We start from the raw sequence: 12,633 nt of genomic DNA on the forward strand, positions 1-12,633 counted from the left end.
TAAATGATGGATTAACTTCTTGAAATTTCCTGCCAGTAGGTTCCCATCCAGATTAATTTTAGGGTTGAGCGGGAAGTGGTCGTAAAATCAGTACTGCCCGAGAGTTTGATGTTTGTATTGTTTGCAATTGTGGTTAATGAGTTACTGAAAGTGAGCAGTAGTTCCCGGAATAATTGTCCGCCAGTAATATTTGTTACCGTTGTGGCCGCAGTGTTGTTGAAATTCAGAATCTGTGCGGCTTGTAGTGTGCCAGCACCCATTCCACAAGATACTACAGCTGCATTGTTGCCTATGGATAAGCGGCCTCCGGCTGCGGTAGTTAAAAATGCAGTGAGGGCTGATTCTGAAATATAGGTTGCAGGAGCCTGGTTAAATATAGGATCTTCGAGACTGAGCCTGTTGCTGGCCACATTGATACCGTAAGCATCGATAAAAGTGCCACTGGTTGCGCCATAGGTTCTCACGGTTCTGACTACCGGTCTGCGGATAACCAATCCTTGTGTTAGTGCTTTGTTAAATACAATGCCATTGCCCAGGTTATTGAACAGCGGACTATCAAATTCAACACCTACACCATCTTTAATGTGGACGGCGTAACTATCATAACTTCCATCTTCAATTCTTCCACCTCCGGTGAAATAAGTGTTCGTGAATTTTATATTTCTTGGCAGATCGTTGGCTCCATCAGAATCAATCAGGATTGCATTGAGCCTGGAGCCTTCAAATTGCTGGCCGGTAGAGACCAGGTTATAAGTTCCACCATCCAACCACATGTTGTGCTGATCAGACAGGCTGACCTGTCCACCTACAAAATTAAGCGGGCCTATGGTGCCTACAGTTGAAGTTCTTCTGCCAATTCGGATTCCATATCCGCATTTGTAGACATTCACATTGCTATAGATTTTCATGTTGATTTGGCCATCAGATTGGTTGGACGTGATATTTAGACCGATACCTGTCCAGCTGCCATTTCCTGAGGCTTGTCCCCGGATCAATCCATTTTGATGTTCCGTTTCCCAGGTGGTTACTTCGGATATGCCATTTCCGATGGGGTTGTTGATCTGAACAGTATAGTTTTTAAATAAAATCTGCCCCTGGCAAGCCTCCAGATAAATCACATTGGTGGTTTTGTTGCCACCCATAAAATTGACATTTTCGAAATCGATTTGTCCACCCATAGTTGCAGGGCTAGTTATAGAAAAGAAACCAATGCATTCGATTAGGTTAGCTGTTTCGTTGTTTACATGGACAAATCCAGCACCCTGAGGTTCCAGATCGCCCGTAGCTATTCCGCCCGCTTGTCCGGTGATTTTTACCCGTCCTGGCTTAGACTGGTAGCCCGGATTTTTCAGACTGTCTTTATACAGATAGAGCGTATGGGTGAGGTATTTTTTGCCCTCCATTAGCTTAATTTCTGTACCGCTTTTGGAACAGTAGTTTAAAGCATTTTGTATGGCTTGTGTATCATCTGTTCCAGTTTTGTTGATATAATTGTAATCGCCTTTGGCGCCAAACATCTCGAGCGTAACAAAGGTAGAGGCTCTTTTGTACCTTCTCGAGCCACTGACAATCACCATGGAGCCGTCATCAGCGGTACTGGTATCATTTGCATCGTACTGAAATGTTCCAGACCTCAGGCCATCGTTAATGTATACGATATCGTGGTTATCAGCTGCGCCAGTTCTAAGTTGTGCTATGGTTAGATATGGAACATGATTGAGTGTGTCGGTTAAGCTTTCTGGCTGTAATTCGGCCATTTTTTGGCATGAGCTTAACCCGGCTATCAATAAGATAGCCATTAATATGTTATATTTCATGGGTCTATTTAGCTAATAGGGTTAATATTTGACGTTTGGCTTTTAAACGTTCGGTTAGTTTAGGCAGACTTATTTTTTGTACACTTACTTTGTCCTCAATCGCTAACGCAGCGGCTATTCCAGCACTTTCGCCCATCACCATCCAGGCCGGTTCGACCCTTAAAGATGAAAAAGCTACATGTGAGGACGAGATGCATACGGGGACCAGGAGATTTGTACATTCAGTGGCTTTCGGCGTAATGATACGGTATGGAATCTGGTAGGCGATGCCTCGACCTTCGATACGCGTTTTGGCAGGGAAGATGGTTCCTTCATTGATGAAGCCACCACCAGGAGTTAAAATCCTTTGGCAGTCGTGCGAATCAATAGGGAAGGAGCCTATACCAATGGCATCGGGCTTTTCTTTGGTTTCCAGTATATCTTTCTGCGTTAAAAAATACTCGCCAACCATGCGCCTGGCTTCTCTCACATACAGCACCGGTGGAAAATAGCCGTACTTCGCAAATTCATCTTTTGCATAGCCCAGGTTTTTCATTCGCTCTCTTACGGCTTCGGGAACCGCAGAATCAGTCATCAGAAAATAGAGCAGACCTTCGGTATAATCGCGATGATGTTTCCATATTTCTTGTCTGCGTTTTGGGTTTGCATCCGGGTAGTCCCAGTTTTCGCCCACTAAACCTGTAGACAGCTGTGCCCCGATACCATTATTGCCATCGAGCTTATTTCCTGGAATCGGATAAAGGTCGAAAGGAATACCGGTTTTGGGTGCTGCTTTATAAAAGCGTCTGAATAGTTCGTATTGATCTGGGTTGTAACCAACAGGTTTTTTAAAGGGAACCCGGTTTGCTGGATCTTCAGATAGACATAGGCGGAAGCTGTAAGTCATAATCCGATGATCGCCTTGTCCTTCTGGTGTAACTGCTGTTCCGGTGATTAAAGGCAATGGTTTTCTATCCTGATCTGATGAGATTATACCCATTGCTTTCTTCTGGTAAACGGCACCAGCAAAAGATTCTCCGAACTCATCCCGGCCTTCGCGGCCTACCTTGTAAGTAACACCTGCGGCTGCCATCAGGTCGCCCTCATAACTGGCATCGATGAACATTTTTCCTGAAAACGTTTTGCCCGATCTCATTTTAAGGCTTTGGATTGCCTTGTCGTTTAATTTTGCAGATTTTAAGGTTTCCTTAAGCACAACCTCAACACCTGCTTCTTTTAAAATGGTATGGAAAACAAGCTCTGCCACATGGGGCTCATAGGTCCAGAATTTAGTGTCTTTTTCATCAACCCGGTAATTGAGTTGTACGCCTCTTTTTGCGTAAACTGCTTCTACACGCTTGTGAAATTCTTCGAAAAGACCGCCTAAGGTTTCTCTGAACATCTGGTTGGAATCACTAAAGCCAAGACCACCGCTCATCATACCACCGGCAATAGGAAGTGGTTCGATCATGACAACGGATTTTCCTTCACGGGCGGCGGCTACAGCTGCAGTAATGCCTGCAGGTGTAGCGCCGTAAACCAGCACATCATATTCCTTTTTGGGCTTCCAGGAAGTAAAAAGGAACAGGATTAAAATAGCTATATATGTGTACCTCATTTTTAATTCAATTAATGGTTTGCAGACTAGTATCCCTGGTTTTGAGGGAGTAAAAGCGGATTAAGGTTGATCTCGCGGTAAGGAACAGGGAACAATTTCCTGTCGGCCGTGATGCTCATGTTAGAAAGCCTTGGATCAATAGAGAGGTATTTGGTTTTGAAGGCTTGCATGGTGGCCACTTCTTTACCCCATCGGATCAGGTCGTGCCAGCGATGACCTTCAAAGCAAAGCTCAAGTCTACGTTCTTTTTCTATGGCCAATTGTGTATCTGCTTTTGACAGGCCCGAAAGTGCAGGTAAATTTGCCCTTACCCGGGTTTTGCTGACATAGGTTAAGGCGTCACCTGTTTTGTCGTTCTGGTTAAGCGCTTCGGCATACATCAGTAAAACATCTGCATAACGGAGCACAGGCCAGTCGGTCTCACCTTCATTTAAAATAGGCACACTGTATACAAATTTCTTTGCCCAATAAAAGATCTTAGGATTGGTTCCATCTTTAAAGACGCCCAGATAAGCTGTTTTACGCAAATCTGTGCTTTCGAAGGCATCATACAGATCTTGTGTGCCGGTATTGTTACTGTTAGCTCCTAAGGCAACAATTGAAGTTCCTGATTTTTGAGGTGCAAATGCGTAAGCAAATGAATTGCCCAGACCTACACCACCAGAAATGTACTGCACAGAGAAAATAGCTTCCGAGTTATTGTCATTTCCGACCCCAAAAAGCTTAGCTAAATTTGGTTCGAATGTATAAGCGGGAATAACCTGTTCGAGTATGGCTTCGGCTTCTGGCCATTTCTTCCGTTGCAGATAAACCTTGCCCAGTAAGGCTTTAGCTGCGCCACTCGTAGCACGACCTACATTTACCCCTGTAAATTTAGGAGGTAGCAGGGTTTGTGCATCTTTAAGGTCTTTTTCTATTTGCAGGTATACCTCATTGGCCGGACTTCGTTTATAAGTATAAGCTTCTTCTTCTGTTTTTAGTTCTTTTAAGACAAGGGGAGCATCACCATAGAATCTGACCATATTGAAATACATCAGGGCACGTAAAAATTTAGCTTCGCCGATGTATTGGTCTTTAAGTGCTGCGGTAATGGTTATATTTTCTATGCGCTCAAGAATAATATTTGTGGCCGCTATGGTGCGGTAAGACTGGTTCCATGGGCCTGCAACTCCGCCTGTAGAACGGTAAGTCAACCAATCGAACTCACCATAGCTGCCTTCATTCTCTGAAAATACCTGTGTATTATCGGAAGGCAGTTCGGCATAGATCCAGTAGGCATTGTAAATGTCCCTAAGGTTACCATAAGCTCCGGTTAGCACCGAACGGATATCGGCCTCAGTTTTATAATAATTGCCAACATCAATTACATGCTCTGGGGTAAGGTCTACGAAACCTTTTCCGCAACCTCCAGTTATGATGATCATCCCTGCCAGGAGGGTTTTATATATTTTAGAAAGATAACGATCCATAATTTTAATTTAAAAGAGATTTGAAAAATGGTTAAAAACCTACATTGACCCCGAAAATAAAGACCCGGTTAGCGGGATATGTTCCCTGATCTACACCCGGTCGGTACACCGCATCATCGGTAACACTGGTAACACTGGTTTCGGGATTGTACCAGTTGTATTTGGTGAATGTGAGTAGGTTTTGGCCAGTAGCGTAGAAGCGGACGGTCTGCATTTTAATGCTTTTCAATAAACCGGCCGGAAGCCTATAGCCAACGGTAAGGTTACGGATGCGTAAAAATGAGGCATCTGAAACGGCTTTATTGGTTAAGTTGTTTAATGGTGTTACTCCTGAAGCTAATGGCGCCGGATATTCAACATCTCTGTCTGGATTCTGGCTGTCGAACATATTGTTAAAATAAGTAGGACTTGAATTGACATTGTGCACACCAAATTGGTGACGGATATTACCATTGATGACGTTTACGCCCTGAACGCCCTGTACGATGAGCGAGAGATCGAAGTTTTTATATTGAAAAGTACTGGATAAGCCGTAAACGAAATCCGGAAAACCATGTCCAATGACAGCCATATCCTGCTCGTCAATTTTGCCATCGTTGTTTTGATCTTTAATGATCCAGTCGCCCACTTTATTGCCGGTAACCCATTGTGGGTATTTACCCAGGTCTGCTGTGTTTTTAAATATGCCTTCCACCTGGTAGCCGCGCATCAAGCCCAGCGGATCACCAACTCTAACCTGGAATACATTGTCCCAACCAAAAATAGCTGCCTTTGCAGGAAGTGAGGAAGGGCCACCCAGGTCATCAACCTTAGTGCGGTTGGCCGAAACATTGGCGTCTAAAGTCCATTTTACTGCGCCCAGATTGAAATTGGCTTTTCCGCTAATTTCAAATCCGCGATTGCTTAGTCTACCAAGATTGGTGCGGAAAGTGGTCGCATATCCAATTATACTTGGCAGGTCTTTTTGAAACAACATGCCTTCTGTATGGCGTGAGTAATAATCAATGGAAAGGCTGTATTTATCGTTTAGAAAACCAGCTTCCAATCCAAGATCTGCCTGGCGGTTCTTTTCCCAGGTGAGGTTGTAATTGGCAAAGCCGGATTGTGCCGAGCCATAGCTGCGTTGTGAGCCTAAGCTGTAATCGCGATTGATGATGTTGTTAGACCAGGTAAAGTCGCCAATATTGGCATTCCCTGTTTCTCCATAACTCGCACGGATCTTTAGTTCATTCAGCACATTTTTTAGGGGCTGCATAAAGCTTTCCTGTGTAATGCGCCATGCACCTGAGACAGATGGGAAGACTGCAAAGCGTTTGTTTGGACCAAAGCGGGAGGAACCATCCTGACGTAGCGCTGCTGATAAGATATACTTGCCTTTGTAATCGTAGTTTATCCTTCCACCAAGGGATAAGAATGAGTTCTGACTATAGGCGAGCGAACCTACAAGATCTGAAGAGGCCAACGGGTTTTCGAGCAAATCTGTGGTATAGGTGCCTGATCTTCCGTTTACACCAGTTGATTTTGCGTGGTACTTTTGTAGGGAGTAGAGTAGTAGGGCACTTAGATTATGGTTGCCCCCAAAAGTTTTATTATAAGATATGGTATTCTCCCAAAGCCAGTCTAGCACGGTAGACTGCGATTCTGATGAGTAAATTTGAGTCATTATTGGGTTACTACCACTGGCGGCAGGCGCACTTCCATTGGCTAAGGTAGCCGGAATATAAGCATACTGATCGTTCACGTTGAGCGTTGCCCCGATAGATGTTTTGAATTTTAAGTCTTTAATCGGTTCGTATTCAATGAAATTATTGCCCAGAATACGGTATTCCCTTAGTCGGTTTTTATATAATTCGAGCACGCCCAATGGGTTATAAAGCGCTGCTTGAAAAAACACGCCATTTGCAGAGTTTTTTAGTCCGCGGTATCCTTGCGCATAATCGCCATCAGCGGCATAAACCGGGACAACAGGAGGCATCAATACGGCAGAGTGGATTGGACTTGGAAGCGCTCTGGCTCCGGTGGTTTCGCTAGCTGAGGCTTCACTAAATTGACCGCCCGCAGGTTGTCTGAATTGCTGAGAGAAGGAGGGTGCCATGGAAATGCCTATTCTTAATTTCGGACTCAAGTCTGCATCCATATTGAAACGGATGTTATAACGGTCGTAAGTAGTTCCGATCATTGTTCCGTCTTGTTTGAAATAGCCACCTGAAATAGAATATCTAGCCTTTTCTGAACCACCTCGTGCTGAGATTTGAAAATCAGAGATTGGCGCTTGTCTAAATATTACATCCTGCCAGTCTATATCCGGCAGGCTCTGCGGATCGGTATCAAAAATTGTTGGATAAGTGATGTTTCTCATCCGCGCTGCGTATTTTGCATATTCAATGTACTGGTCGCGGCTAAGCAGATCTACTTTTTTAGCCACATTTTGTACACCGGTATAGGCAGATACGTTAAAGCTAGTTTTGCCGGCTTTACCACGTTTAGTTGTCACGATAACCACACCATTTGCAGCCCTTGAACCATAAATTGCTGCAGAAGCTGCATCTTTTAAAATGTCTATGGATTCAATATCAGCAGGGTTGATCAGGTTAAACTGGGTTGACTCCTGTAAAGGATAACCGTCGACCACATAAAGTGGGTCGCTGTCTGTTCCTAAAGAGCCTATTCCCCTGATTCTTACGGTTGGCGCTTCGCCAGGGTAACCTCCCCGGCCAGACTGAACCTGTACTCCGGAAACAAGGCCTGCCAGCGCTTCGCCAGGTGTAGAAACAGGTTGTATACCGATAAATTTACCTTCGACTCTTGAAATGGCTGTAGAGACTTTCTTTTTGGATTGTTCTCCATACCCAATTACGAGTACTTCCTCCAATGCATTTTTCTGCTCTCTTAATAGGACATTTATGTTTTTGCTGTCCTTTACCTGGATCTCGTAAGGTGTGAAACCTACATAAGAGAACACCAGATAATCATTTTGATCGGCGACAAGGATTTTGTAATTACCGTTGGCATCTGTTACGACCGTATTGGACGTGTTTTTGGTTTTTACACTCACACCCGGTAGAGGAAGACCTTTTTCGTCGGTCACTTTTCCGGTTATGGGAATAGGGGCGCTGACCTGGATTTCTGCAATCGCGGCGTTTTTTTTTCTGATGACTACGGTTTGTCCATTTCTAAAAAGAATTTCGACATCGCGTTGTGAGAAGCATTTGTCTAATATCTCCTTTATGGAAGCTTGTCGCACATTTATGGTAACGGGGCTGAGCTCCTTTATCAATCCGGCATCGCATATAAAGTTATATCCGGTTTGTTTGGTGAGTAGGGAGAAGACTTCTTTTATAGGCGCGTTTTTTACATTCAGGCTAGCCCTTTGCGCATAGCTTGCGGCATTGACTTGTAAAAAAGCAATAAGCAAAAAAGCAATGGTCAGTTTCATTCGGAGTACCCATTTAGTTTTTTCTGTCTTGTAAAACCTGCTTATCGGGTATACAAGTGCCAGAAACCTTAGCGCACAGGAGGTCGTGTCCCTGGACGTAAGTTCAGTAAAATTTTCATACATTTGGTTAGGATTAATATTTGGTTGTCGTTCAATTGATTAGGTATCCTATAGCCTTTAAAAGCTAAATGAAGCCGGGAGTGGTCTAAACACTTCCGGTTTTCAGGATATTATAAGTACTTATTTAGCTATAACTTCGATCCTCCTTCCTTCGATTTTAAAATGGACTTTTTCGGTTAATTCTATATTTTCTAATAGACTTTCCAGGTCTTTATTGCGTGCATAATTTCCTACAAAAGAGACATGATCCAGGTTGCCTTTGAAAGTGATCTCTACGTTATACCATCTTGCAATCTTTTTCATGATGCTTTTGATGTTTTCATCGTTAAAAATGAAAAGTCCGTTTTTCCATGCGATGGCCTCTTCGGTATTTATTTCAGTAACGTTGATCTTGTTGTTGTTTAAAGTTGATTGTTGACCAGGTTTTAGGATGACGTTCTCTGTTCTATTTAGGCTTACAATGTTGACAGATCCTTCGAGAAGGGTGGTCGTAGTGCTTTGCTCATCTGCATAGCTGTTGATGTTGAAATGCGTACCCAGCACTTTTACTTCTTGTTTGGCTGATTTTACGATAAAGGGACTGGTCTTGTTTTTAGCGATTTCAAAATAAGCTTCTCCAATAAGCTCTACTTTACGTGTTTTTAGGCTGGCAAAACTAGTTGGAAATGTAAGTGTTGAGGCTGCGTTGAGCCATACTTTGGAGCCGTCAGGTAAAATCAATTGATATTGACCGCCTTTTGGCGTTTCTATGGTGTTATAGCTGGTTTTTCCTGATGGATTAGGTTGATCTGTCAATTGATACACCAACATGCCTGTGGCGGTTTTTGTAATCTGTATTCCGGATTGTTCGGCAAGCTTCCCGTTTGTAGCATCAGTTAATGAGATTTTTTGTCCGTTTGAAAGGGTAAGGAAAGCTTTATTGCCACCTGGCGCTATGGGGCTTGTTTTTGTGGTTTGAACGAGCTGGACAGGCCGAACTGCGGAATAAAAATAAAAGGCGAGACTAAGGCAGAGTAGGATCGAAGCAGCAATGCTAAGCTTTTTCCATAGTGGAATGGAAGGTTTGCTTGTATTTGGTTTAATTGCTGCCCAGTTTTGCTGATGTGCAAGTTGGAGCTGTTCGTCAGAAAGACCATGCTCAATTTCGGCATTGAAGTTATGCAACCAATTTTCAAGCATTGCTTTTTCTTCAGCTGTAGCCTGTCCCTGGTGGTATTTTAATAATAATTCTCTGGCGTCTTTTTCCATGTTTATAGCGCTTTAATCTCTGACGATTATAGCAAAGACAGATCAGGATAGCCGAGTGGGTACTGTGATTGAAAAAAAATTATAAGATGTGGCAGAAATAGATTAGGATCCCAAGTTTAGTCCTTAGAATTTTGAGCGCTCTTTTCATGTGCGTCTCTACTGTTTGTTCTGATATCCCTAATTGCTGTGCAATTTCCCGGTTGCTTAGGTATTGATTTTTTCTCAGTTCGAATACCTCGCGCATTTTTGGTGGAAGTGCGGCTATTTCGCGTTCAATTAAGCTAGTGATGTCTTTTTCACGGATTAAAAAATCGGCAGAGAGCGCATCTGTATCTATCGCGTGCTGAAGAGAGGATATGTATTTCGTTTCGGATTGCTTGCGGGCAATGACATTCAATATCTTGTTTAATACCGATTTATAGAGGTAGCCTGGTAATGTAGTTTTAAGCTCAAAATCTTTCCTGTTTCTCCATAAGTGTACAAAAACCTCTTGTACAATGTCTTTCGCTTCTTCTGAGTTCTGCAGTTTTTTATAAGCGTAAATGTAAAGTAAGCTATCAAAGCGTTTGAAGATTTCGCCAAATGCCAACTCGTTATCAGCCTTGAGCAAGGTCATGAGTTCAAAATCATCAAGATTGCTTATTAATTGCATTTAATACTATTTGGTTGGTTTGGTTTAAAAGGTATTGGGGTTTGGTTGGTTCTTAATGCCTTAAGCAATATTAAATAATTATTCTTTATTTTTCTTATATTTAGGCTCCGAGCGGTAAAAACATGCCGCGATAAAAAATCAGATTATTTTCAGAACGTTTTCAGGCTTGCAGGATCTCTGTATCGTGGCTCTTTACATAGTCGTTATTGCCTCGGACCTGGTTCGTCTCTCGTTCGTCTTTGTTCGGTAAAAAGCCAATTGCAAGATGACTACCAGAGGGGCCGCAGTAAAGCCATATTAGTGAGTGCTATCCGGGCTGCGAAAGCGCCGCTGAAAATCTGAAAAAAATATTTTGCCTAGTTGTATTGAGGTAGATGTTTAAATATGTTTTGTATTAAATTTTGGGGCAAGTACTCTACAAATATTTGGGTGGCAATTTGTTTTAATGGCTTTGCTCCAGGCTTTCCAGACTTCAGATGAGTTGCTATTGATGATTATATTTTTACTATATGGCTTATTGGTATTGGGCATAATAAAATCTCAAAATAATAAGAAAGCGGGAATGATCTCCGACCACTCCCGCTTCATCTAAATTAACGCTCTCACATATATAGACGCTATTTGTGGCTAGATATTGTGTTACCTGATAAAATAATTAGAAATTCGTTATATCCGTAAGCATATAACTCTGGCCTATATGTTTATATTATATCTATATGCATATAATTATTTGTATATCATATTTTTTATATTTATTTGCATATAATTTTGCTATATTTATCTAATTAGATGTAAATGCATATAATGAAAGGATTAGCGTCATTTGTAAAAGAAAAAAGAAAGCTTGCTGGATTGACCCAGGAGGAGTTTGCTGAACGGGCCGGTGTAGCGCTCACGGTGATCCGTAAAATTGAACAGGGAAAAGAAACATTGAACCTTTCCAGTGTGAATCAGGTTTTGCTGATGTTCGGGAGCATACTTGCGCCAGTTAGTACAAGGGAAATAGAAATGGAGGCATCATGAGAAAAGGCTTGGTATGGTATAACAATAAGCTTGCTGGTGAGTTGACTGAAACTGATGAGGGTGAATACGAATTTGAGTATGATGAGTCTTATATCTTAGCTTACCCAGATCAGTTTATTACTTTTTCTTTACCGGTAAGAAAAGAGAAATATGTCTCGAACAGACTTTTTCCTTTTTTTGAGGGTTTAATCCCTGAGGGATGGTTGCTTGATATAGCCACTAAAAACTGGAAGCTGAACCCGAATGACCGCATGGGATTGGTTCTGGCCTGTTGCGGGAATTGCATTGGGGCGGTAAGTGTTGAGCCTGTTAATCAAGAAGATGAATCGTAAATGTTTATATTGTTATAACGAACTGAAGGATGAAGTGGACTACCATGAAAAGTGTAGTCTTGAATTCTTTGGAACTAAGGTTCCTCCACTGATGGAGTATTCTCTAAAGGATATGGACAGGCTTGCAAAAGATGTCGTTGAGGGTAGCGTGGCGATTCCTGGTGTACAACCTAAGTTATCACTTACACTGGTCAAAAAGAGTTTGGATCAGGGGAGTGTTTCAAGACTTACCGTTGTTGGTGCATTGGGGGGGAACTATATATTCAAACCTCCTTCTATTCATTATAAGTGGATGCCTGAAAATGAACATGTAACCATGAGGATAGCAGAAGAATTCGGTATACCGGTAGTGATGTCATCGCTGATCCGGCTAGCTTCAGGTGAGCTTGGCTACATTACAAAAAGGATCGACCGTACTAAAGAAGGAGAAAAGATCCACATGTTGGATATGTTCCAGATCCTGGAAGCAGTAGATAAATACAAGAGTTCTATGGAAAAGGTCGGTAAGGCTATCGGCGACCATTCTGTAAATACACAACTTGATAAATTGTATTACTTTGAGCTTGCACTTTTCTCTTTTGTATCGGGAAACAGCGATATGCATCTGAAAAATTTTTCCATGATCCTATCTCCCCAGGGTTGGATATTATCTCCCGCGTATGATCTATTAAATGTAACGCTGGCTAACCCTGCCGATAAGGAGGAGTTGGCACTGACTCTGGGAGCTAAAAAAAGAAAGATTGGCCGCCCCCAATTTGACGATCTTGCTGAGCGATTGGCTTTGACAATCAGACAACGGGACCGGGCCTACAATCGCCTACGAAAAAATCGGGATATAGCATTTGACTGGATAAGCAAGTCATTTTTGTCCAATGAGGCAAAGGAAGAATATCTTTCTATTCTGGACTCCCGTTACAGGCAATTGGGGCTGTTATAAAT

The 12,633-nt window shown here is 42.5% G+C and carries 9 protein-coding genes; 3 read left to right on the forward strand and 6 right to left on the reverse strand.

The genetic code is table 11. The annotated features are described in order from the left end of the window. Positions 1-11: 11 nt before the first annotated feature. The 6 genes from BLS35_RS17770 to BLS35_RS17795 all read right to left on the reverse strand — a co-directional run bounded on the left by BLS35_RS17770 (position 12) and on the right by BLS35_RS17795 (position 10,339). Entirely contained in the window at positions 12-1,817 is a 1,806-nt protein-coding gene (locus BLS35_RS17770) for a hypothetical protein (protein ID WP_132226043.1), read from the reverse strand. A gap of 4 nt (positions 1,818-1,821) precedes the next feature. Next, complete coding sequence (locus BLS35_RS17775; RefSeq protein WP_090783558.1) at positions 1,822-3,414, reverse strand: FAD-dependent oxidoreductase; 1,593 nt, start codon at positions 3,412-3,414, stop codon at positions 1,822-1,824. A 26-nt stretch (positions 3,415-3,440) separates the two neighbouring features. Continuing rightward, positions 3,441-4,883, reverse strand: coding sequence for a RagB/SusD family nutrient uptake outer membrane protein (locus tag BLS35_RS17780; RefSeq protein WP_090783560.1), 1,443 nt, complete (start codon positions 4,881-4,883; stop codon positions 3,441-3,443). Between the two features lie 31 nt (positions 4,884-4,914). Beyond that, complete coding sequence (locus BLS35_RS17785; protein ID WP_090783561.1) at positions 4,915-8,442, reverse strand: SusC/RagA family TonB-linked outer membrane protein; 3,528 nt, start codon at positions 8,440-8,442, stop codon at positions 4,915-4,917. 117 nt (positions 8,443-8,559) lie between these two features. Then, entirely contained in the window at positions 8,560-9,687 is a 1,128-nt protein-coding gene (locus BLS35_RS17790; protein ID WP_090783563.1) for a FecR family protein, read from the reverse strand. 79 nt (positions 9,688-9,766) lie between these two features. Beyond that, positions 9,767-10,339 carry an RNA polymerase sigma factor gene (locus BLS35_RS17795; RefSeq protein ID WP_090783565.1) on the reverse strand — a complete coding sequence of 191 codons (573 nt, stop codon included), beginning with the start codon at positions 10,337-10,339 and terminating at the stop codon, positions 9,767-9,769. An 804-nt stretch (positions 10,340-11,143) separates the two neighbouring features. On the opposite strand from BLS35_RS17795, the gene BLS35_RS17800 reads away from it, so the two are divergent. From BLS35_RS17800 to BLS35_RS17810, 3 genes are read left to right on the forward strand one after another with little or no spacing between them, the layout of a single operon-like run. Beyond that, positions 11,144-11,362 (forward strand): helix-turn-helix domain-containing protein, encoded by a 219-nt coding sequence (locus BLS35_RS17800; RefSeq protein WP_090783567.1) that lies wholly within the window; start codon positions 11,144-11,146, stop codon positions 11,360-11,362. Further along, complete coding sequence (locus tag BLS35_RS17805) at positions 11,359-11,694, forward strand: HipA N-terminal domain-containing protein (protein ID WP_090783569.1); 336 nt, start codon at positions 11,359-11,361, stop codon at positions 11,692-11,694. Before BLS35_RS17800 ends, BLS35_RS17805 begins: the two co-directional genes overlap by 4 nt. Beyond that, the gene (locus BLS35_RS17810; protein ID WP_090783571.1) at positions 11,684-12,631 is read left to right on the forward strand and encodes a HipA domain-containing protein; all 948 of its coding nucleotides are present in this window, start codon (positions 11,684-11,686) and stop codon (positions 12,629-12,631) included. The genes BLS35_RS17805 and BLS35_RS17810 overlap by 11 nt, the downstream gene beginning before the upstream one ends. Positions 12,632-12,633 lie beyond the last annotated feature (2 nt).

It is taken from the genome of Pedobacter sp. ok626, from assembly GCF_900100435.1.
Taxonomy (GTDB): domain Bacteria; phylum Bacteroidota; class Bacteroidia; order Sphingobacteriales; family Sphingobacteriaceae; genus Pedobacter.

Coding starts and splice junctions, on each gene's coding strand:
- BLS35_RS17770 (WP_132226043.1), bottom strand. CDS start 1,817: ATGAAATATAACATATTAATGGCTATCTTATTGATAGCCGGGTTAAGC.
- BLS35_RS17775 (WP_090783558.1), bottom strand. CDS start 3,414: ATGAGGTACACATATATAGCTATTTTAATCCTGTTCCTTTTTACTTCC.
- BLS35_RS17780 (WP_090783560.1), bottom strand. CDS start 4,883: ATGGATCGTTATCTTTCTAAAATATATAAAACCCTCCTGGCAGGGATG.
- BLS35_RS17785 (WP_090783561.1), bottom strand. CDS start 8,442: ATGTATGAAAATTTTACTGAACTTACGTCCAGGGACACGACCTCCTGT.
- BLS35_RS17790 (WP_090783563.1), bottom strand. CDS start 9,687: ATGGAAAAAGACGCCAGAGAATTATTATTAAAATACCACCAGGGACAG.
- BLS35_RS17795 (WP_090783565.1), bottom strand. CDS start 10,339: ATGCAATTAATAAGCAATCTTGATGATTTTGAACTCATGACCTTGCTC.
- BLS35_RS17800 (WP_090783567.1), top strand. CDS start 11,144: ATGAAAGGATTAGCGTCATTTGTAAAAGAAAAAAGAAAGCTTGCTGGA.
- BLS35_RS17805 (WP_090783569.1), top strand. CDS start 11,359: ATGAGAAAAGGCTTGGTATGGTATAACAATAAGCTTGCTGGTGAGTTG.
- BLS35_RS17810 (WP_090783571.1), top strand. CDS start 11,684: ATGAATCGTAAATGTTTATATTGTTATAACGAACTGAAGGATGAAGTG.